This window comes from Armatimonadota bacterium (assembly GCA_025059775.1).
Classification (GTDB): domain Bacteria; phylum Sysuimicrobiota; class Sysuimicrobiia; order Sysuimicrobiales; family Sysuimicrobiaceae; genus Sysuimicrobium.
Window position 1 is genome coordinate 1 of sequence record JANXCW010000017.1, and the last position, 20,491, is coordinate 20,491.

21 protein-coding genes are annotated in these 20,491 nt (G+C 68.1%); 15 read left to right on the forward strand and 6 right to left on the reverse strand.

From position 1 onward, the window contains the following. Positions 1-141 precede the first annotated feature (141 nt). Positions 142-909, reverse strand: coding sequence for a hypothetical protein (locus N0A24_10650; GenBank protein ID MCS7173806.1), 768 nt, complete (start codon positions 907-909; stop codon positions 142-144). Positions 910-1,037: 128 nt separating this feature from the next. Further along, the gene (locus N0A24_10655; GenBank protein MCS7173807.1) at positions 1,038-1,310 is read right to left on the reverse strand and encodes a nucleotidyltransferase family protein; all 273 of its coding nucleotides are present in this window, start codon (positions 1,308-1,310) and stop codon (positions 1,038-1,040) included. Positions 1,311-2,109: 799 nt separating this feature from the next. On the opposite strand from N0A24_10655, the gene N0A24_10660 reads away from it, so the two are divergent. The 15 genes from N0A24_10660 to N0A24_10730 all read left to right on the forward strand — a co-directional run bounded on the left by N0A24_10660 (position 2,110) and on the right by N0A24_10730 (position 16,207). Next, a complete protein-coding gene (locus N0A24_10660; protein ID MCS7173808.1) occupies positions 2,110-3,297 on the forward strand; it encodes an MFS transporter in 1,188 nt (395 codons plus the stop codon). Positions 3,298-3,301: 4 nt separating this feature from the next. After that, positions 3,302-3,874 (forward strand): thioredoxin family protein, encoded by a 573-nt coding sequence (locus N0A24_10665; GenBank protein ID MCS7173809.1) that lies wholly within the window; start codon positions 3,302-3,304, stop codon positions 3,872-3,874. Between the two features lie 26 nt (positions 3,875-3,900). Beyond that, positions 3,901-5,379 (forward strand): fused MFS/spermidine synthase, encoded by a 1,479-nt coding sequence (locus N0A24_10670; GenBank protein ID MCS7173810.1) that lies wholly within the window; start codon positions 3,901-3,903, stop codon positions 5,377-5,379. Positions 5,380-5,389: 10 nt separating this feature from the next. After that, positions 5,390-5,752 (forward strand): DUF951 domain-containing protein, encoded by a 363-nt coding sequence (locus tag N0A24_10675; protein ID MCS7173811.1) that lies wholly within the window; start codon positions 5,390-5,392, stop codon positions 5,750-5,752. Further along, on the forward strand, positions 5,728-6,810 hold the full coding sequence (gene ychF / locus N0A24_10680) for a redox-regulated ATPase YchF (protein ID MCS7173812.1): 1,083 nt from the start codon (positions 5,728-5,730) through the stop codon (positions 6,808-6,810). The genes N0A24_10675 and ychF overlap by 25 nt, the downstream gene beginning before the upstream one ends. Positions 6,811-6,911: 101 nt before the next feature. Next, a complete protein-coding gene (locus tag N0A24_10685) occupies positions 6,912-7,223 on the forward strand; it encodes a hypothetical protein (protein ID MCS7173813.1) in 312 nt (103 codons plus the stop codon). 70 nt (positions 7,224-7,293) lie between these two features. Next, positions 7,294-7,692: a 30S ribosomal protein S6 gene (gene rpsF, locus N0A24_10690; GenBank protein MCS7173814.1), complete on the forward strand. Its 399-nt coding sequence runs from the start codon at positions 7,294-7,296 to the stop codon at positions 7,690-7,692. Further along, entirely contained in the window at positions 7,693-8,088 is a 396-nt protein-coding gene (gene ssb, locus N0A24_10695) for a single-stranded DNA-binding protein (protein ID MCS7173815.1), read from the forward strand. It abuts the gene before it with no gap. Positions 8,089-8,100: 12 nt separating this feature from the next. Further along, positions 8,101-8,364 (forward strand): 30S ribosomal protein S18, encoded by a 264-nt coding sequence (gene rpsR, locus N0A24_10700; protein MCS7173816.1) that lies wholly within the window; start codon positions 8,101-8,103, stop codon positions 8,362-8,364. 18 nt (positions 8,365-8,382) lie between these two features. Next, positions 8,383-9,378, forward strand: a complete 996-nt coding sequence (locus N0A24_10705; protein ID MCS7173817.1) for a YybS family protein — start codon at positions 8,383-8,385, stop codon at positions 9,376-9,378. Next, positions 9,375-9,818: a 50S ribosomal protein L9 gene (gene rplI / locus N0A24_10710; GenBank protein MCS7173818.1), complete on the forward strand. Its 444-nt coding sequence runs from the start codon at positions 9,375-9,377 to the stop codon at positions 9,816-9,818. The genes N0A24_10705 and rplI overlap by 4 nt, the downstream gene beginning before the upstream one ends. A 3-nt stretch (positions 9,819-9,821) precedes the next feature. Continuing rightward, positions 9,822-11,720: a Lon family ATP-dependent protease gene (lonC, locus tag N0A24_10715; GenBank protein MCS7173819.1), complete on the forward strand. Its 1,899-nt coding sequence runs from the start codon at positions 9,822-9,824 to the stop codon at positions 11,718-11,720. 161 nt (positions 11,721-11,881) lie between these two features. Further along, a complete protein-coding gene (gene dnaB / locus N0A24_10720; protein MCS7173820.1) occupies positions 11,882-14,215 on the forward strand; it encodes a replicative DNA helicase in 2,334 nt (777 codons plus the stop codon). A 35-nt stretch (positions 14,216-14,250) separates the two neighbouring features. Next, positions 14,251-15,915, forward strand: a complete 1,665-nt coding sequence (sppA, locus tag N0A24_10725; GenBank protein MCS7173821.1) for a signal peptide peptidase SppA — start codon at positions 14,251-14,253, stop codon at positions 15,913-15,915. An 85-nt stretch (positions 15,916-16,000) separates the two neighbouring features. Further along, positions 16,001-16,207, forward strand: a complete 207-nt coding sequence (locus tag N0A24_10730; GenBank protein ID MCS7173822.1) for a cold-shock protein — start codon at positions 16,001-16,003, stop codon at positions 16,205-16,207. Positions 16,208-16,316: 109 nt separating this feature from the next. Here N0A24_10730 and N0A24_10735 read toward each other — a convergent pair whose 3' ends face one another. Genes N0A24_10735 through mobB form a run of 4 tightly spaced genes read right to left on the reverse strand, consistent with a single transcriptional unit; the run spans position 16,317 to position 20,468 of the window. Further along, a complete protein-coding gene (locus N0A24_10735) occupies positions 16,317-17,126 on the reverse strand; it encodes a class I SAM-dependent methyltransferase (protein ID MCS7173823.1) in 810 nt (269 codons plus the stop codon). Positions 17,127-17,152: 26 nt separating this feature from the next. Then, positions 17,153-17,998, reverse strand: coding sequence for a hypothetical protein (locus N0A24_10740; GenBank protein ID MCS7173824.1), 846 nt, complete (start codon positions 17,996-17,998; stop codon positions 17,153-17,155). Then, a complete protein-coding gene (locus tag N0A24_10745; protein ID MCS7173825.1) occupies positions 17,995-18,690 on the reverse strand; it encodes an exopolysaccharide biosynthesis protein in 696 nt (231 codons plus the stop codon). Before N0A24_10745 ends, N0A24_10740 begins: the two co-directional genes overlap by 4 nt. A 35-nt stretch (positions 18,691-18,725) precedes the next feature. After that, on the reverse strand, positions 18,726-20,468 hold the full coding sequence (gene mobB, locus N0A24_10750) for a molybdopterin-guanine dinucleotide biosynthesis protein B (GenBank protein ID MCS7173826.1): 1,743 nt from the start codon (positions 20,466-20,468) through the stop codon (positions 18,726-18,728). Positions 20,469-20,491: the final 23 nt, after the last annotated feature.

A 20,491-nucleotide genomic window follows, 5' to 3' on the forward strand; every position in this document is an offset into this window, starting at 1 on the left:
GGGCAGAACGTCCCAGCTATGCCCGCGCAGCGCTCAATGAAGCGGCAATAGCCGCCCTGCCTTCTTCTCATGCCAACATCCTGGGTCTCCGGCATGGAGGGCTGGTCGATCTTCTTGCTTTTTAACTCTCCCCCTGCCCAACTAGGACCCGCGCTGTCTCCAAATTGAGATCACTCGCCCTAAGTGCCTTCGACGCGCCTCCGTCAGCTTGGAAAATCCGTAGTGCTCTAGCACTGCGCGCATTAACGCTTCACCTTGCGCCCCTTTTGACCCCAGGCGCTCTAACATCAGCCATATCTCCGACGCAGGTATTTCCACCAGGTCTCTACCACCGCCAGCCCTCGGTCTAACCCTAGGAGTGCCTGCAAGTCGTACGACCTGCGATTCAAGAGACCGGTCACCTAGCTCGTCTTCAATAATAATTTCTCCTTCCTTCTGCATGCTGTACAAGGCCCCATTAAGCAGACGCTTTACGGTTTTCCCGGCACGATGCAAAGTAGGACAGCCCGCCACGTAGAGCTTGAAGAGGAATCGTTTCGTTAAGGGACCTTCCTTTCCGATTATCCGCCGCAAAGCCGCCTGAACGTTGGGTCCCCTGTCAATGTACTCATCGGGGTGCATCTGAAATTGCTGAGGGACCCATTCTTGAAGTTCCTTGGGGAGCAGCGGGAACGCTGGCTTACGCTTCTTACGAACCTCGAGCCAGAGATCAGGGATATCTGCTGGGTTGTTCGCAAAAAACGCCGATCTACACGTGTCTCTCCAGGTTTCGGGCAGACCCTGAGGAAGGTCAGAAATCCATAAGACCTTATCATTTTCTGTGTACTCCGGAATGCGTTTTTTCCGAAGGGTCGCTAGGTGCCCCAGGAAGGAGAGGAGAGATTTTGTCCTATCTAGGCGTGCTGTCATGGTTTCCTTGCCTCCTGCGACCCAATCTATCGCACGCTCATAGGACTATTCCCGGCTACACTTGCCATAGTCCGACTCACCAAATTGTGCCACCATGTGCTCAATGGCGATGGCTTCCCACATGTCCTTCACCCGCTCGGCGGAGTCTCTCTTAGCGGCACGGCCTCCTTGAGGACACGTTCGCGAATCCGGGCTCTGAGCCCCTCCTCTGTGACCACGTCCACCGGACAGCCCAGGCGCTGCTCCAACTCGTACTGAAGCCCGCCCAGGTCAAAAAGGGTCCGGCCGGGTTCAAGGATGACGACGAAGTCCAGGTCACTTTGCTCGTCGGCGTCCCCTCGGGCGACCGAGCCGAAGACGCGCACATCCCGTGCGCCATACTTGGAGCACACCCGCGGAATCTCGTCGGCTTTTCCCGAAGTAGCGCTTCAAGTGCCATATCCAAGCTCCTTGAAGCTCTTCCAGGTCGCCTTCTCCGGCGGGCGCGGTTCGCCCGTCTGCTCGAGACTTGCTCCGCGAGGCGGCGAGTCGTAGATCCAGGCGGCTTTGTGGTTGTTGCAGGCTGGCACGAACCTCCGCGCCGTCCCCCTGGAACGTTCACCCCCGTCGCGGCCATTATAGCAACTGGCGTTCGCGGGTCCAGAGTGCCGACCTCCGGCTCGGGCGACGGGAGGCGGGCACCCTCGCGGGCGGCCGCCCTGCGACTGGCTCGTGCGAACCGCGCTCACCTGTGCACCTGCAGGAAGGTTGCCCCGGGGGCCCGACTGCGCAGGGCGCGCTATGACTTTTGCCTCGCGAAGTGCACAGCCTGCCCCACGTCCGTCGGGCCGTGTGGCCCGACCCTACGGGAACAGCTGCTCGCCCGTGTCTGCGTCGTACACCGTGATGGCCATGGTGGGACAGCCCTCCGCGGCCTCCGGGACCGTCTCCACGGGGTCGCCTTCCGGGTCGGTGACCGCGGACCGGACCTCGGGGTTGAGGGCAAAGGTGCGGGGCGCCGCACGGCTACCACTCCACGGGCAGCTCCACCAGGGCCCGGGACACGATGGTGGGGCAGATGTGGATCCCGTGGCCGAAGGCCACGTGGGTGGGCTGAGCTCCCGCCCTTCGGCTCGACCGGCGGGTCGGCTCGGTGGGTGGCTGGGGTCTTCCGGAAGGTGCGGCGGGTGGGCCGGTACACCTTCGTGGCATAATGGGGGCGTGAACCGTCCGCTCGTCATTATCTTCCTCACCGTGCTCACGAACCTGATCGGGTTCGGGATTGTAATCCCGCTGCTGCCGTACTATGCCCGTGCGCTCGGCGCCTCGCCCGTGGTGATCGGGCTCCTTTTCGCCTCGTACTCCGCCTGCCAGCTCCTGGCTGCTCCCGTACTGGGCGTGTGGTCGGACCGATGGGGCCGGAGACCTGTGCTCCTGCTGAGCCTGCTGGGAACCGCCTTGAGCTTCGTGCTCCTCGCCCTGGCCCATTCCGTGGGCATGCTGTTCGCGGCCCGGATCATCGATGGGCTTTCGGGCGGAAACATCTCCACGGCCCGTGCTTACATTGCAGACGTGACCCCAGCGGAGGACCGGGCGCGGGCCTTCGGCCTCATCGGAGCCGCCTTCGGTCTGGGATTCATCGTCGGCCCGGCCCTGGGCGGTGTGCTGGCCCACCTCAGCTACGCGGCGCCCGCGTGGGTGGCGGCAGGCGTTACCCTGGGCGCCGCGATCCTGGCCTGGCTGTGGCTGCCGGAGACCGTGCACCGGGTCTCTGCCTCCCGCGGCCCGGTCTGGCGGGAACTTCCCCGCCTTCTCCGGCATCCGCATCTGGGACCCCTGCTGGGGGTGGACTTCCTGTACTGGGCCACGGCCTCGGTGTACCAGACCACCTTTGCTCTGTTCGTGAGCCACCGGTTCGGCTTTGGCCCGGGACAGGCCGGTGTCCTGCTGGCCCTCTGGGGCTTCGTGGGGGCTGTGGTCCAGGTGGGTGTGGTGGGACCCGTGGTGCGACGGGTGGGAGAAGGACGGGCCCTGGCCATGGGGCTTTTATTGGCCGGGCTAGGATTGGGCGCTGCCGCGGCGAGCCATACCGCCACCCTGTTCGTCCTGAGCACGCTTCCTGCGGCCCTCGGCGCCGGGGTCTCCAACCCCGCCCTGGTGGCGCTCTTAAGCCGATCCGCACGTCCAGGGGAGCAGGGGGTGGTGCAGGGGGTGGCGAGCACCCTGGAGAGCCTGGGGCGCATGGTGGGGCCGATCTGGGGCAACGGGACATTGGGGGCCTTTGGAGAGGGCGCGGCCTTCAGCTCCGCGGCCGCGGTGATGGCCCTCACGGGGCTGCTGGCCCTGCGGCTGCGACCCCTTCCCGCCCCGTGCGAGACCCCCGCGCGCATGCTTTCCCTGCGGAGGTAGGCCCGTGCGAGCTCGGGTGGACTGGCAGACGAAGTTTCATCAGGCGCTTCCGTACCATGCCTTCCTGGATCGCTACGGGACCGAGGCACACCGGGAGCGGTGGCGGCGGGTCTACGAGGCAGTGAGGCTCACGGGGGAGCAGCGGGCGCTGCTGGAGGGATTCCAGCGCGACATGAAGCTGTTGGTCCTGGCGGGGACGTGGTGCGGGGACTGCGTAAACCAGTGCCCCATCCTCCAGCGGTTCGCGGAGGTCACCCCCCGCATCGAGCTTCGGTTCCTGGAGCGGGACGAGCATCCGGACGTGCGGGAGGAACTCGCCATCAACCTCGGCTACCGCATTCCCGTGGTGGTGTTTTTGAGCGAGGACTTCGTGGAGGTGGCCCGGTACGGGGAGCGCACCCTATCCCTGTACCGGCAGATGGCCATCGAACATCTGGGGCCCGCCTGCCCCGTGGGGATCCGGCCTCCCGGGGAGGATCTTCTCCGGAACGTGACACAGGAGTGGCTGAACGAGGTGGAGCGGGCGCAGCTCCTCCTGCGGCTTTCCCCGCGCCTGCGACAGCGATACGGAGACTAGGAGGTGGAACCATTCTCGAGCTCATCGTGTTCGCAAGCGGCGGGGTCCTGCTGGCCCTGGAGATTGTGGCGAGCCGCGTGCTGGCCCCCACCTTCGGCAACTCCATCTTCGTGTGGGGGAGCCTCATCGGTGTGTTCCTGACGGCCCTGAGCGTGGGATACTGGGTGGGCGGGCACGTGGCGGACCGCTACCCCCGCTACGGCGTCTTCTGCGGCCTCGTGCTCCTGGCGGGGCTGCTGGTGGTGCCGATTCCCGCGGTGAGCCCATGGCTCCTTGAGCGCATCGCCCTGGCGGATGTGGGGCCCCGCATGGGCCCCCTGCTGGCAGCGACCCTCCTCTTTTTCCCGGCGAGCCTGGTGATGGGCACCGTCTCGCCCTTCGCGGTGCGGCTCGCAGCCCGCACGGTACAGACCGTGGGCAACACCGCGGGGCGGCTGTACGCCCTCTCCACCCTGGGCAGCATCGCCGGATGCCTTGCCGCGGCCTTCTGGCTTCTCTCGGTGATGGGCGTGCGGGAGATCATCCTGGTCCTAGGGCTCGTGGAGATGGGCATGGCGGCCCTCGGATTCGCGGTGGCCCGACGGGTGGGGTGGGCGGTGGCGGCGACCGCGGCGGGAGTCGTCGCAGCCGTTTTGATCCCCCGGGTGGGGTACGCGGGCCCGCCCGGAGTGGTCTATGCCCGGGACACGGTCTACCACCGCATCACTGTGAGCGATGAGGGCGGGGTGCGCTACCTCAAACTGGACAACTACTGGCAGAGCGCCATGGACCTGCAGGACCCGAACCGTACCGTGTTCCGGTACGCGGACTACATGCACGCGGGCATGCTGTTCGTACCGGACCCGGCACGGGTGCTCCTCATCGGCGTGGGGGGCGGTACGCTTCCCAAGCAGTACCTCCGGAACTACCCCGGGGTCCACATGGACATGGTGGACATCGATCCGCACGTGATCGAGGTGGCCCGCCACTACTTCCACGTGCCCGTGGGCGGCCGCCTGCGTGCCTTTGCGGAGGACGGACGTCAGTTCGTCCGCCGCACCTCCGACCGCTACGACCAGGTCCTCATGGACGCCTACCTCCGCGACACCCTTCCCTTCCACCTCGCCACCCGGGAGTTCTTCCAGGAGGTCCGGGGGATCCTCACGCCCCGCGGGGTGTTCGTGATGAACGTCATCGGGGCCATGGCGGGCCCCGAGAGCCGGCTGTTCCGGGCTGTGTACCGGACCCTGCGGGAAGTTTTTCCCGCGGTGTACGTTTTCCCAGTTGAGTTCGGCCCGTGGGGAGGGGAGGAGGCCCTGCGGAACATCATCGTGGTGGGCACCCAGAAGCCTCCGGAGCCACCCGGCTCGATCCGCGCGCGCTATGCGCGGGTGCGAAACCGGATTCGGATTCCGGATTTCGGGGCCGTGGTACGGGATCTGTACATCCGGCCGGTCCCCACCCAGGACGTGCCTGTGCTTTCCGATAACTACGCACCCGTGGACGACCTGATCCACGCCCGCTAGGGAGTTGCGCATGTCGGGGGTCCTGAAGCTGTATGTGGGGGACGTGATCCGCACGCGGAAAAAGCACCCCTGCGGCGGGGACGTGTGGGTGATCGAGCGGGTGGGTGCGGATGTGGGCATGACCTGCCGCACGTGCGGCCGGTACGTGCTCATGGATCGCATCAAGCTGGAGCGCCGCATCCGGGAGTTCCTGGAACGGGGGGGTGAAGAGGCTCCTCTTCTCCCTCCGCGGCTTCCGCCCAGGCCCATCCGCTATCCGGAGCCGCCTCGGCGCGGCCGCAAAACCACGCTCCCGGAGGCTCCCCCCCGCCCCCGGCGCCGGATCGTGAAGCGGGCGACGCACGCGGAATGGGGCTCGCAGTCGGCATCGTAGGGCTTCCCAACGCAGGGAAGTCCACCCTCTACCGCGCGCTCACCCGCGCGTCCGTGGCCATCGCGCCCTATCCCTTCACCACCCTCGAGCCCAACGTGGGCGTGGTGGCCGTGCCGGATCCCCGCCTTGCGGCCATCGCGCGGGCGGTGGGCGCTCAACGCGTGGTGCCCGCCACCATCCGGGTGGTGGACATCGCGGGTCTGGTACGCGGGGCACACCGGGGAGAAGGGCTCGGGAACCAGTTCCTGGCCCACATCCGGGAGACCTCCGCCCTCCTGCACGTGGTGCGGGCCTTCGAGGATCCGGAAGCTCCGCACGTGGAGGGTGCTCCGGACCCGATGCGGGACATCGGGATCGTGGAGCTGGAGCTCAGCCTGGCGGATCTCACCACTGTGGCACGCAGGCGGGAACGCCTGGCCCCTCGGGCCCGTGTCGGGGATCGGACGGCTCGCACGGAGCTGGAGGTGCTCGATCAGGTGGAGGCGCAGCTCAACCGGGGAGAACCCGTGCGGCTGCTGCCCGCGGCCGTACGGGAGGCGGTGCGGCACCTGCGGTTGCTCACCGACAAACCCGTGGCCTACGTGTTGAACGTGGGGGAGAACGGACGGGTGCCGGGATGGGAAGCTGTGCAGGAGCACGCGGCGCGCACCGGGGGGGAGGTGGTGGTGGTGAACCTGAAACTCGAGGTGGAGCTGCTCGATCTGCCCCCCGAGGAGGCGGTCGCCTACCGGCAGGCCCTGGGGCTCGGAGAGGATGCCCTCCACCGGGTGATCCGGGCCGCCTACGAGCTATTGGGGCTCGTCACCTTTTTCTCCATCGAGAGCGGAGAGGTGCGGGCGTGGCCGGTGCCCCGGGGAACCCCGGCTCAGGAGGCGGCAGGGGAGATCCACTCGGACATGATGCGAGGGTTCGTGGCCGCGGAGGTGATCTCGTGGGAGGATCTGGTGCAGGCGGGCTCCGTGGCCGCGGCCCGGGAGCAGGGGAAGGTTCGGACGGAGGGCCGGAGCTACAGGGTCCGGGACGGAGACGTGATCACCTTCCGGTTCGCTCCCCGGTGATTGCCTGGCACGGGAATTGCTAGTAGATCCGGTGGGGCTGTGGGCCCCCAAACCGAGGATCCGCATTCCACAGCATGGAAGACGAGTACGGAGGAGATCCGATGGCGCTCTCAGACCAGGGGCCGGATCCCTTCGCGCCCTCGCTGGAGGAGATCGAGCGGAGGATCCGGGACCTCAACGACCAACGTCGCCGCATCTGGCGGTCCAGCGCCCCGGCCACGGGGGCCGGAGAGGTGGGCCGGCGGCAGCTGGCGGCCATCGAGCAGGAACTGGAGGAGCTGTACCACCTGAAGCGGGAGCTGCTGGCCCGCAAGGCCCGGGGAGGGCGGCCCCTTCCCCGCAAGCCCCCCCGCCGGGGGAAGCCTACCCCGCCTCCTGGTCTGTTCCGGGACGAGGACTCTCTGGTAGAATAAGTTGGTTGGGAAATCGCCCTCCTGTCCTGCGGACGCAGGACCAGGAAGAGCTCCTGTCCGGAGGAGGGAGATGCAGCAGACGCCGACGGCGGCCGCGCCGGGCGCCCGGAGGGCCCCGAGGGAATATGAACTCGTCTTCGTGCTCCGCCCGAACCTCCCGGATGCGGAGGTTCGGGCGGCCATGGATCGGATCGTGGCCCGGATCACGGAACGGGGCGGCGAGGTCCGGGCGGTGCAGCCCTGGGGGAAGCGGCGGCTCGCTTACCCGATCCGGAGGTATCGGGAGGGGCTCTATGGGCTTGTGCGCTTTGTGCTTCCGGGGCAGCGCGTGCAGGAGCTGAAAAGTGCCCTCGGGATCACCGAAGAGATCCTGCGGTTTCTCCTCGTGGCCGCACTCCCCACGGCCCAAGCGGAGCAGACCCGGGAGGAAGCGCGGGAAGTGTCCGCGGAGGGCGGTGGAGGTGCGTAGATGTACAACCGGATCATCCTGATCGGGCGCTTGGTCCGGGACCCGGAGCTGCGGTACGTGCCCAGCGGACATCCCGTGGCGCGGTTCCGGCTGGCTGTGGACCGTCCCTTCACAAACCAGGCGGGCGAGCGCAAGACGGACTTCTTCACCGTGGTGGCCTGGCGGAAGCTGGCAGAGCAAACCTCCCAGCACCTCACCAAGGGGCGACTCGTGGCCGTGGAGGGGAGGCTGGAAATCCGCGACTACGAGACCACCGCGGGCGAGCGGCGGCGGGCGGTGGAGGTGGTGGCGGACAACATCCGCTTCCTGGACCGCAAGCCTGTGACGGAGGCGGTGGAGGAGGAGATCCCGGACTTCGAGCCGCCTCTGGAGGAAGACGAGGAAGTCCCGTTCTGAGGAGGGAGGCCCATGGCGGAGGCCACGGCGGACAAGGAGAAGAAAAAACAGGAGTATCGAATCCGGCAGAAGCGGCGCAAGGTGTGTGCCTTCTGCACGCAGAAGGCGGAGTTCATCGACTACAAGGATCCCGGTCCCCTGCGCCGGTTCATCTCGGAACGGGGCAAGATCCTCCCGCGGCGGATGACGGGCACCTGCGCAAAGCATCAGCGCATGCTGGCCCAGGCCATCAAGCGGGCGCGGGAGCTGGCGCTGCTGCCGTACACCGCCGACTGAGTACGGCCCGGAGAGGCCATGAGCAGACCTGCCCCGGCCCTCACCCTCCGGGAGCGCACCGCGGGCCTTACGGAGGGGGCGCTCCTCGCGGCCCTCACGGCCCTGGTGGCGGTGCTGGTGGTGTTCTTCGGGCAGCTGGGGCTCATGGCCGCCCCCCTGCCGCTGTTTGTGCTCACCTACCGGCGCGGAGTGCGGGCCGCGATCCTCTCCGCGGCTGTGGCGGGGTTCGTGCTTTCGCCTTTCTTCGGCTTTCCACAGGGGTTGCTCTTCGTGGCCGCGTTCGCGCCCATGGGGATCGTTCAGGGACTCGTGGCCCGGCGCGGGGGTTCCCGGGCGGCGGGCATGGCAGTGGCCTTGGGCGTGGGGGTGGGACTCGGGGTCACCCTACTCAGCCTCCTCGTGAGCCGGTTCGTGTTCGGGCTGGATCCCTTCTCAACCCTCATTGAGGCGCAGGTAAAGGGGGTCCAGACGGCTCAGGACCTCCTGCGGCGGGTCGGAGCCCCTCCCCAACAGGTGGATCAGATGGAGCGCTTGGCCCAGCAGCTGCCCGCCTTCCTGCGCATGGTCCTGCCCGCCGCGGTTCTGCTGGGAGTCCTCCTGTGGTCCTACGGCTCGTACACCCTGGCCCGCCACACCCTGCGCAGGCTCGGCGTGGCCCTGCCGGGGTTTTCGCCCATCCTCACCTGGCGGCTTCCGCCCACGGCGGGGGTGCTCCTGGTCCTTCCCGTGCTGGGAGGAGCAGCCCTGCAGCCCTATGCGCCGGGGGTGGGCGCGGTGCTCGTGGCCAACGGCTTCATGATCTCCCTCTTCGTGTTCGCATTCTTCGGGGTGCTCACCGTGCTCCGGTACCTGGAAAGCCGGGAGGTCCCCAGGGCGGGCCGGGTGCTCGCGGTGGTGGCCTTGTTGTTCCTGGGGGATCCCGGGATCCTCGCCATGGCGATCCTGGGGCTCGTGGACCTCTGGTTTGACCTCCGGCGGGTAGGGCCCCGGGCCCCGGGGGAGGAGGAGACGTGAAGGTGATCCTGGCCCGCGACGTCCCTTCCCTGGGCAAGGCCGGGACGGTGGTGGAGGTCAAGGAGGGGTATGCCCGCAACTACCTCATCCCCCGGGGGTTGGCGGTGGAAGCCACGGAGGGAGCCCTGCGGAGCTTCCAGGAACAGCAGGAGGCGGCGAGGCGGCGGGCGGAGCGGGAGCAGATGCGGGCGCGGGAGCTGGCCCGCGTGCTCTCCGAGACCTCCGTGGTGATCCGGGCCCGAGCTGGCGAGGGGGGACGGCTGTTCGGCTCGGTGACCGCGGAGATCATCCGGGAGGCCCTGCGGGAGCGGGGAGTGGAGGTGTCCCGTAAGCAGATCGAGCTCCCGGAACCCATCAAGGCAGTAGGCACCCACGAGGTCACGGTCCACCTGGGGCACGGCCTCCATGCCCGCGTCCGGGTCCAGGTGGAGGGAGCGTGATCCGTGGCACTCCGAAGGGTCTCCACACGCCCCAGCCGACAGGACCTCCGCCGGCAGGTGGGAGCGTTGCTGAACGTGTTAAGCGAGGTGTACGGGCCGGATCGGCTCGTGGTCAAGGCCGGCAAGCTGGAGGCCCTCTCCCTCCTGCGCTCTCCTCGCCTGGAGGACCGGGTGCTGGCCCTGCAGCGCCTGGTATACGAGGATCCCACCATCCGGGAAACGCCTCAACCCGCGGAGATCCCCCGCATCCTCTCCGAGATCGAGGAGGAGATCGCGGACCTCATCGCCCAGCGCCGGGTGGAGGACGAGCTGGAGCGTCGGGTCCAGGAGCGGATGAACCAGCGGCAGGACGAGTACCTCCAGGAGATCCGGCTGCAGGTCCTGCGGGAGCGGACGGGCCCGGAGACCGCGGCCACCCGGAAGAAGCTGGAGGAGCTGGAGGCCCTGGATCGCATCCGCCTCTCCCAGTCTGCCCTGGAGGTGCTGCGGCCCCGCCGGCTGCGGGAGGTGGTGGGACAGGATCGAGCCATCCGGGCCCTACTGGCGAAACTGGCCACCCCCTACCCACAGCACGTGATCCTTTACGGGCCGCCCGGTGTGGGCAAGACCACGGTAGCGCGCCTGGTGCTGGAGGAGGCCCGAAAGCTCCCCTACACCCCCTTCGGACCCCACGCCCCATTCGTCGAGGTGGACGGTTCCACCCTCCGGTGGGATCACCGGGAGGTTACCAATCCTCTTTTGGGCTCCGTGCATGACCCCATCTACCAGGGCTCCCGCCGGGACTTCGCGGAGGGCGGGATTCCAGAGCCAAAGCTGGGGCTCGTGACCAAGGCCCACGGTGGGGTGCTGTTCATCGACGAGATCGGGGAGATGGACCCTGTGCTGCAGACGAAGCTGTTGAAGGTTCTGGAGAACAAGCGGGTGTATTTCGAGTCCTCTTACTACGACCCCGACGACCCCGCGGTCCCCGCCTACATTAAGTACCTGTTCGAAAAAGGAGCTCCCGCGGACTTCGTGCTCATCGGTGCCACCACCCGGGAGCCGGAGGACATCAGTCCCACCCTGCGCAGTCGGTGCGCGGAGGTGTTCTTCGATCCCCTCACCCAGCACGACATCGAGCACATCGTGCGGCAGGCAGCCCGCCGGCTGGGGGTGGGCCTGGATCCCAAGGTCCCCTCCCTCATCGCCAGCTACACGGTGGAAGGGCGCAAGGCAGTACAGCTCCTCGCGGACGCCTACGGCATCGCCCTGTACCGGCGGCGCCGCGGCGGTCGGATCCGCATCACGCAGGCGGACGTGCTCGAGGTGATCCGCGCGGCCCGCCTGAGCCCCTATACCCCCACCCGGGCCTCGGAGACCCCGGAGGTGGGCAAGGCCTTCGGGCTCGGCGTCTACCACTACCTCGGCTCCATCATCGAGGTGGAGGCCGCGGTCTTCCCCACCGGCCGCAGGGGCGGAGGCGTTGTGCGGTTCAACGAGACCGCGGGCTCCATGGCGAAGGACTCCGTGTTCAACGCCCTCTCCGTCCTCCGGAAGCTGCTGGGGGTGGATCTCAGCCAGTATGACGTGCACGTGAACGTGGTGGGCGGAGGGCTCATCGACGGCCCCAGCCTGGGGCTCGCCATCACCGTGGCCCTGGCGAGCGCGGTGCAGAACCGGCCCGCGCTCCAGAACGTGGCCCTTACGGGCGAGGTGAGCATCCAGGGCCGGGTCAAGGGCGTGGGGGGGATTCCGGAGAAACTCTACGGAGCCCGCCAGGCGGGGATGCGCAAGGTGGTCCTTCCCCAGGAGAACCGTCACGACGTGCCCGCGGACCTCCAGGGGATTCAGGTGGTGTTCGTGCAGACCGTGGAGGAGGCCCTGCCCCAGGTCCTGGCGTCAACCAAGCGGAAGGCTCCCTAGCGGTTCTCCCCAGGACGTCCACCAAAAAAGCCACACAATTCACACCTTTCCCCAACTTTTCCACAAGGGAATCCGCAGACCCGTCGCTCAAAACTCCCTTGGGAATCCGTTGAAATTGCGAACACAGGTTCGCCATAATACAGGAGAGGACGGAGGCCGCCATGGGTGTCGTCTCGGTCGAGCGGGTCCCCCCCCAAAACCTGGAGGCGGAGATGGGGGTCCTAGGCTCCATGTTGTTGGATCGGGACGCCATCGCGCAGGTGGTGGAGATCCTCCGGCCCGAGGATTTCTACCGGGAAGCCCACCGGCTCATCTACAGCACCATCCTCGAGCTGTTCGACCGGGGAGAGCCGGTAGACCTCATCACCGTCACGGACCGGCTGCGGGATCAGGGCAAACTGGAGGAAGTAGGGGGCGCGGCGTACATCGCGGCTCTCCTGAACAGCGTTCCCACCGCGGCCAACGCGGAGTACTACGCCCGCATCGTGCTCCAGAAATCCATCCTGCGCTCCCTCATCCGGGTGGGCACGCAGATCGCGCATCTGGGCTTCGAGGGGGAGGAGGATGTGGAAGTGCTGGTGGACCGGGCCGAGCGGCTCGTGTTCGAGCTCAGCCGCCGGCGGCTCGTGCGGGACTTCGCGCCTATCCGGGATGTCCTCAAGGAGACCATGGAGCGCCTGGATGCAGGCTACGACCGGGGCATGATCACGGGGGTCCCCACGGGCTTCGTGGACCTGGACGAGCTCACAGGTGGGCTGCAGCCCGGAGACCTTATCATCGTGGCCGCGCGTCCCTCCATGGGCAAGTGCCTCAAATACGACGCGCGGATCGTGGACGCGCAGACGGGAGAGGTCCGCACCATCGAGGAGATCGTGCACAGGCAGGACGTGGTGCTGCTCACCCTGGATGGAGGGCGGCTGGTGGAGGCCCGGCCCAGCGCCTTCGTGGACGACGGCCGCAGGCCCGTCTACCGGGTGCGCACGAGCCTCGGCCGGGTGGTGGAGGTCACCGCCACGCATCCCTTCCTCACACCCCAGGGCTGGAAGCCCCTGGCAGCCCTGCGGGCTGGCGACTACGTGGCCGTGCCTGCCCGTATCCCCGTCTTCGGCACCCTGGATCTCCCCAGCTGCGAAGTGAAGCTCATCGCCTACCTCGCCGCGGGACGGCTGCCCACGGACCCGCGGCTGAGCCAGGACTTCCTGGACGCGGTGCGGGCTGCCGCAGCGGTCCGCGCTTCCACCCGGGCCCCCACCCTGGCCGGAGTTCGGGCGTGGTCAGATCCGGATCCCGAGGTTCCCCTGGAGATCCCCGGAGAACTCACCGGGTATGCGGAGCTCTGTGGTCCTCCCCCGGAGCTCCGGCGGCTCCCTTCCGTGGTCTACCGCTTGAACCGCGCGAAGCTGTGCCTGCTGCTCTCGCGCCTGCTGGCGTGCACGGCCACCTGGGAGGAGGAGACCCATACCATCCGCGTCGAGCTGCCCAGCTCCTTTATGGCGGAGCAGGTCCAGCACCTCCTCCTGCGCCTGGGCGTGGTGGCGGCCCGGGAGGGGGATCGAACCCTGGAGGTACGCCAGAACGCGGCGGTGCACCTGCTGCGGAGCTGCGGAGTGTTCGGGTGGGAGAAGCTGCGGGAATGGGCCCGCTACGAACCCCGCCCCTTGCTCGAGGAGCCGGACATCCTGTGGGATGCCATCGAGCGCATCGAGTACGTGGGGGAACACCAGGTCTATGATCTCACGGTACCTGGAACCCACAACTTCGTGGCCAACGACATCTGCGTGCACAACACCACCTTCTGTCTCAACATCGCCCAACACGCCGCGGTCCGCCACCGCGTCCCTGTGGCCATTTTCTCCCTGGAGACAAGTGCGGAGCAGCTGGTGCAGCGGATGCTGTGCGCGGAGGCGGGGGTGGACAGCCAGAGGCTGCGGCGGGGCTACCTCTCGGAGGCGGACTGGCGGAAGCTCACCCGGGCCATGGGCGGGCTCGTGGAAGCCCCCATCTTCATCGACGACTCAAGCAACCTCTCCGTGATCGAGATGCGGGCCAAGGCCCGCAAGCTCAAGGCAGAGCACGGCCTGGGCCTCATCATCGTGGATTACATCCAGCTCATCCAGTCCTACAAACGCAGCGAGAACCGTACCCAGGAGCTCAGCGAGATCGCCCGCGCCATCAAGTCCCTGGCCAAGGAGCTGCACCTACCTGTCCTCGCCATCTCCCAGCTCTCGCGGGCCGCGGAGCTCACGGGCTCCAAGATCCCCATGCTGTCCCACCTCCGGGAGAGCGGGGAGCTGGAGCAGGTGGCGGACCTCGTGATCTTCCTCTACCGGGAGGATTACTACGATCCGGAGAAGGCACGTCGGGAGGGGAAGGAGAACATCGCGCTCGTGCGGGTAGCCAAACACCGCAATGGACCCACGGACGACATCGAGCTCTTCTTCCACAGGGAGTACGGCCGGTTCGCGAACCTGGAAAAGCACAGTCCGGGGCCCTAGGCGCCGCGCGCCCTCTTTGCGAAGATGGAGCTGCGGTGGGTCTCGGGGTCCTGGTGGTAGACCTGTTCCTGAACCTCCTCCGCGTCCTGCGGAATCTGGTCCTGGAGCGTCTTCCGGTCCCCCCGTACGTGGTGGTGGAGATCGGCGGCCCCCTCCCGGAGCGTCGTCCCCTCCTGCCGCCCTTCGTGCGATGGCTCCGCCGTCCCCCGATCAGCCTGGAGGAGCTCCGGGAGCAGCTGGACCGGATCGCGTCACACCCCCGCGTCCGAGGGATCGTGCTGACCTTCCGGGACCTGAACGCGGGCTGGGCCTCCCTGGAAGGTCTACGCCGGGCGCTCGTGCGGTTCCGCGAGCGTGGGAAGCGCGTCTGTGCGTACCTTCCCACCGCCACCCTCGCGGAGTACTACGTGGCCAGCGTCGCGGACCGGATCCTGGTCCCTGAGGGAGCGGAGCTCTGGCTGGTTGGCCTGCGGCGGGAGGTGGCCTTCCTGCGCGCGGCCCTGGGTCGCCTGGGGATCCTCCCTCAGTTCCACCATACGGGGGAGTACAAGACCGCCCTGCACCCGCTCCTTTACGAGCGCATGCCACCCGAGCAGCGGGAGGTCCTCTCCGCGATCCTGGAGGACGTGCGGGAGCACGTGGTCCAGGCCATCGCGGAAAGCCGCGGTCTTGCGCCCGAGCGGGTACAGGAGGCCATCGAACGGGGGTTGCTCTCCGCCCGGGAGGCCCATGCCCGAAACCTGGTGGACGCCCTGGCTTACGAGGACGATCTCCCGGGTGCGGTGGAGCCCGGCCGGAGGGTACGGATAGAGCCCTGGAGCCGGGTGCGGCACCGGCTCCCGAAGCCGTACCGCTGGCGGATCCTGGACCGGTGGACCGTGGGGGTGGTGGAGGTGGTGGGCACCCTCGTGCTGGGCGAAAGCCAGGAGCTCCCCTTCCCCCTCCCCGGCATCGGCCGGCGGCTCGCGGGGCACGGAACCATCACCCGGGCCCTTCGCCGGGCAGAGCGAGACCGTCGGATACGGGCCGTGGTGCTGCACGTGGACTCGCCCGGCGGGCTCGTGGTGGCCTCGGATCTCCTGGCGCGGGAGGTGCGCCGCTTGAGCCAGCGCAAGCCCGTGGTGGTGCACATGGGCAATGTGGCCGCCAGCGGGGCCTACTACGTGGCCTGCGGTGCTTCGCACCTGGTGGCCGCGGCCACCACCCTCACGGGTTCCATCGGCGTGGTGGGCGGGAAGCTGGTGGTCGGGGAGTTCCTCCACCGGCACGGGGTGCAGGTGGAGGTGGTTGCCAGCCCCGCGACCGCCACCCTGCCTTCCCCTTACGTCCCGTACGCGGATCGGGACTGGACCCTCGTCGTGGGATGGATGCGGGACAGCTACGAGCGGTTCAAAGCGCACGTGGCAGCCTCGCGGGGCAAACCTGTTGAGGAGGTGGAAGCCATGGCCCGGGGTCGGGTGTGGACCGGCATCCGGGCAAAGTCCCTGGGGCTGGTGGACGCCATCGGCGATTTCGAGGACGCGGTGCGACAGGCCCGGCAACTCGCCCGGCTTCCCCGTAGGGCTCCGGTGCGTACCCTCCTGCCGTCCCCCCTTCCCATCCTTCCGGCTCCCTCGACCCGGGGCCTGCACACGGCCGCGGATCTGCTGAGGGAACCCGTACTGTGGATGGCCCCCGCGCCGTGGGGAAATTTTTATTGACAAACCCCCCACGGTGCGGGATCATGAGGCAGGCCCAAAAACCAGACGCAGGGGCCTGGAACGGCAAGAGAACGGAGGTACTGCAATGCCAGTCGGAACGGTGAAGTGGTTCAGCCCGGAGAAGGGGTACGGATTCATCACTCCGGAGGACGGCGGCAAGGACGTGTTCGTGCACTACACCGCCATCGTGGGAACCGGGTACCGGAACCTTCAGGAAGGGCAGAAGGTCGAGTACGAGGTCACGCAGGGGCAGAAGGGGCCGCAGGCCGCGAACGTCCGCGTCATCGGTTAACCCTATCCAAGACGCCTCCCCTCCCGCCTAGGAGGGCTTTGCGGAAGGTGTATGCTGGGGCCGGCAGGGTTCTTTCAAAAAGGCCGGCCCTAGTTCATCCCACAGGCTCCTACGCGCGGCGAGCGATGACCTGGAGCCAGGTACGGGGGACCTCGGTCAGGCCGAGCTCCTGGAAGGCCTGACGTACGCCTTTCTGGAGAGCCTGGGATCCGATCTCCAGGGGGACACCCGGTAAAGCGCCCTCGATGAACAGATCGAATTCGCTGATGTCCAGCAGGCTTTGCTCGGAGAGAGCGTGCGTCTGCAGCTCCATCCGGATGTCCCCGAATCCCGTCCGGGCCAGCATTTCCGCGTACTGCTCGGGCGTTAACCACCGCATGGCTGTGGTCTTGACCCCTCGGGCGAGCTCGATGCCCTGCCGCCGGAGGAAGCGGATGGCGCGTAGGACCCACACCGTGTAGAAGCGGATGGTCTCGGGGGGATAGGCACCCTCGAAGAAGGTGGTGTTGAAGGCGAACACGCCCCCCTTGCGGAGGACGGAGAGGATCTCCTGGCATACCAGGGCCTTCTCCTGGATCAGGTGGATGGCGTTGCAGAACAGGACCGCGTCCGCCTGAGGGACGAGCTGACTGAGTCGCTCCGCGGTGCCCCGCAGGAAGCGGACGATGGAGGACCGGATGCGGGACCGGGCGATCTCCAGGGCGGAGGGGGAGGGGTCGATGGCGTACACCACGGCGCCCGCCAGTGGATCCAGCCGTTCCAGGATCATCTCCGTGACGGTTCCGACCCCGCATCCCAGGTCCACCACGGTGGCGTTCCGGGGGATGCGGGCGTGTTCCACGAGCCAGGCGTTCACCGCGCGGAAGAAGGGGTGGGCGCTGAACTTCTCAAAGGAGAACCGGTGCTCGGGGCTGTCCATGGTACCGGGAAAGTTCTCCGTCTTCCCTACGGCTCCTCCTTCAGATCCACTACCCGGGCCCCCGTGATCCGGCGAAGGTCGGAGGAGGAGAGGACCAGCAGGGCATCCGGAGCGCCTCCTCCCGCATACACCTCCTCGTGCTGGAGCAGGGCCTCATCCATGTACACCGGGATCTCCGAGGCGAGCCCTACGGGAGGGACGGCGCCCACCGGAAACCCCGTGATGCGCAGCACCGTCTCAGGGTCCGCGGAGCGCACCGCACGGGCGTTCGCCACTTCCCTGAGCTTGTCCCGGCTCACCCGGTGCGCGCCGGAGATCAGCACCAGGAGCGGCTCCCCATCCGCCAGGAACACCAGGGACTTCACGATCCGCCGCGGGGTGGTTCCTAAGGCCGCGGCGGCCTCCTGCGCGGTGCGGGTGTCCTGCGGGAACCGCAGGATGCGGGCGGAAAGGCCGTGTTGGGCGAGCGCCGCGACAACCCGCCGAATGCCCCGGTCGGCTTCCAGGATCGCCCGGGCCCGTGCCACATCCTCCGCCATCTGGCGGGCGAGGGCTTCGGGGGATGCGAAGGCCTGCACGGGACGTAAGAACCGCACGACCTCTACGGTGACCGCGGCGGGAGGATCCCGCAGCTCCACGTCGAGCAGGTGGACCTCCAGGGAGGGATCTTCCTCTCCGAAGACGGGGACGGGACCGAAGTGGAGGGCGCCCGCGTAAACCGCCTGCTCCGTCCGTACCCAGCAGGCGTAGATGCCGGGTGCGAGGTGGAGATCCGGGGGAATTTGGAGGTTCAGGGTAGGGAAGCCGAGGCGCCGACCTCGCCCCTTCCCAGGGATGAGGTGGGCGGTGAAGCGGATCGGTTCGTCGCTCATCGGGCCAGGGAGAGGAGCCACGTGAGGACGCCCCGCAGCGCCTGAGCGCTCGCGCCCACCAGGGAGAGGACGAAGAGCGCAATTCCGATGCCGACGGACAGGAGAATGCCATCCCGGTTCAGGAGTCCCACGCCTATAGCGAGGGCCGCGAGCCCGGGGAGGGTGTTGAGGAAGGGCAGGGGCAGGAAGAGCACGACGCCCATGGCCAGGATGAACGCCGCGCACAGGCGCAGCAGGGCCGCGTCCCCTATGGGCGTCCAGCGGGGCCTGGAGAAGCGCTCCAGGTAGCGCAAGATCCGAACCCCGCGAGACCGCAGTCCCTCGACCGCGCGGTGGCTGAGCCGGTAATCCAGGACCCTGCGGGGAAGCCAAGGGCGCTCCCGGCCCAGGGCCATCTGGATGGCGAGGAGGACGTAGAGACAGCCCACAGCGCCGGAGGTGCCCGGCGGGAGCACGGGGATCAGGGTGGGCAGCGCGAGCAGGATGAGGGCAAATCCAAACCCCCGTTCGTCGATGCGGTCTGCGATTTCCCGTACGGTGATCACCCGCCCGTCCTCCGCGGTCAGGGCCTCCTCCAGCAGCTCCGACAGCGGCCGCTCCTCCGGCGGTACGTGCACGAGGCGATGCATGGCGAGAAGGACGAACCCCTGCCCCGCGGCTCCGAGGTGCTCGGTCCGCGCGTCGTTCCGCATTCTACCGGAAGCGGCAAGAAACCGGAAGCGCGGGCTCACGGGCCCTCTCCCCGCAGCCAGGCGCGGATCCGGGTCGCCAGATCGTCCAGTACCGCCTCCCGCCGAGTGCCGGGCAACCTGGAGAGGGAAGGGACCTCCAGCCATGCCCCATCCAGGGGATCCTTGGGCGTCCCCACCCGGATCACGGGGTGGTCCCGATGGCGGAATCCCTCGACCAGCACGAGGTCTAGGCCTCCCGTGGCATCCACCAGTTCCTCCACGAGCTGCTCCACGCTCGGAGTCCCGACCTCCTCGCGGAGCCTGAGGAATCGCTCCTCAGGCCCCACCACGAGGACCGCCCGAGCTCCCGCACGGGCCATGCGGTGGCTGTCGCTTGCAGGTCGGTCCGGATCGAACCCGTGGGCCGCGTGCTTGATGGTCGCCACCGTCCTGCCGTCCGACCACAGCCGGCGCAACAGCCCCTCGATCACCGTGGTCTTCCCGCTCCCGGAGACCCCCACCACTCCCACCACGAGGGGGGCGGGTTGGACTGGGGGGATGCGCAACTGTGGGCCCTCCTCCTGTCGGTCCAGGCAGAGCACGGGCACCCGGGAGCCCGGCCGGAGCCGGGGGGTCCCCGCCCGGAGGAGCACGAGCCCGTTCGCCCGGCTCATCCCCGGCAGGACCCCGCCCTCCAGGATCTCCACCTCCGGCGGCTCCCCGAGCACCCGACTCCACAGCGCCCGGGTCCGGTCCGCTTCCCGGGTGGGACCATTCCGCAGGCGGGCCAGGACCACGGGCCGCACGATCCGCGCGTGACCCGCAAGACGTAGCAGGAAAGGCCGCACGAGGAGGTGGTAGGCGGCGAGGCACGCCGCGGGGTTTCCGGAGAGTCCGATTCCCCAACATTCCCCGAGCCGGCCCGCGAAGAAGGGGCCTCCGGGCTTGAGATCCACCCGTCCCACGATCCGGCGGGCTCCCAAGTCGAGCCAGGTGCGTGGGACACGGTCCGTGGCACCCACGGAAACCGCACCCGTGGTGAGGACCACGTGGTAACCCTCCTCCACAGCCGTTCGGAAGGCCCTCGCGAGGGCCGCCGACGCATCCGGGACGATGCCCGCGGGGTACACCTCGCATCCGATCGCCGCGAGCTCCGCGGCGAGGGTTGGGGTGTTGGAGTTCACCACCCGTCCCGGAGGTGGAAGCACGGTAGGATCCACGAGCTCATCCCCTGTGGCCAGCAGTGCCACCCGCGGTCTCCGGTATACCGCGATCTCCCGGAACCCGCACGCGGCCAGGGCTCCCACCGCGGCCGGGCGGATCACCTCTCCCCGCTCTACCAGCACCGCACCGGGGAGGGCTTCCTCTCCGGGTTCCGCCACGTGGGGTTTTCGGGGAAGGGGACCGGAGAAGACCAGCACGTCCCGCTCCCGTCGCACGTGCTCGATGGGGATCACCCGATCTCCCCGACGCGGCAGGGCACCTCCCGTGGGGATGGCCCAGGCTTCCCCGCGGTCCGGGCCTTCCGCCGGCCCCTCTCCCATGCGGACTTCCCCCGTGATCCGCAGCCGGGCGGGTCGGTCCGGGGAGGCGTCCCGCACGTCCGCATCCCAGACCACGTAGCCATCCATGGCCGCCCGCCGGAAGGAAGGGATGGGCCTGGGGCACATGTAAGTCTCCGCCGCCACCCGTCCCGAGGCCGCGGCCACGGGGACGCGCTCGGTTCCGATCGGCTCCGCTTCCCGCAAGAGCTGCTGGAAGGCCAGTTCCAGCTCCAGGGCCACCGCTTCCTCCCCCACGCACCTCTATGGTACGATCCCCC

Bases quoted from the DNA above. Each gene is read 5' to 3' on its own strand.
- N0A24_10650 (MCS7173806.1), bottom strand. From the start codon at position 909: ATGACAGCACGCCTAGATAGGACAAAATCTCTCCTCTCCTTCCTGGGG.
- N0A24_10675 (MCS7173811.1), top strand. From the start codon at position 5,390: ATGTCGGGGGTCCTGAAGCTGTATGTGGGGGACGTGATCCGCACGCGG.
- ychF (MCS7173812.1), top strand. From the start codon at position 5,728: ATGGGGCTCGCAGTCGGCATCGTAGGGCTTCCCAACGCAGGGAAGTCC.
- N0A24_10685 (MCS7173813.1), top strand. From the start codon at position 6,912: ATGGCGCTCTCAGACCAGGGGCCGGATCCCTTCGCGCCCTCGCTGGAG.
- rpsF (MCS7173814.1), top strand. From the start codon at position 7,294: ATGCAGCAGACGCCGACGGCGGCCGCGCCGGGCGCCCGGAGGGCCCCG.
- ssb (MCS7173815.1), top strand. From the start codon at position 7,693: ATGTACAACCGGATCATCCTGATCGGGCGCTTGGTCCGGGACCCGGAG.
- rpsR (MCS7173816.1), top strand. From the start codon at position 8,101: ATGGCGGAGGCCACGGCGGACAAGGAGAAGAAAAAACAGGAGTATCGA.
- N0A24_10705 (MCS7173817.1), top strand. From the start codon at position 8,383: ATGAGCAGACCTGCCCCGGCCCTCACCCTCCGGGAGCGCACCGCGGGC.
- dnaB (MCS7173820.1), top strand. From the start codon at position 11,882: ATGGGTGTCGTCTCGGTCGAGCGGGTCCCCCCCCAAAACCTGGAGGCG.
- N0A24_10730 (MCS7173822.1), top strand. From the start codon at position 16,001: ATGCCAGTCGGAACGGTGAAGTGGTTCAGCCCGGAGAAGGGGTACGGA.
- N0A24_10735 (MCS7173823.1), bottom strand. From the start codon at position 17,126: ATGGACAGCCCCGAGCACCGGTTCTCCTTTGAGAAGTTCAGCGCCCAC.
- N0A24_10740 (MCS7173824.1), bottom strand. From the start codon at position 17,998: ATGAGCGACGAACCGATCCGCTTCACCGCCCACCTCATCCCTGGGAAG.
- N0A24_10745 (MCS7173825.1), bottom strand. From the start codon at position 18,690: ATGCGGAACGACGCGCGGACCGAGCACCTCGGAGCCGCGGGGCAGGGG.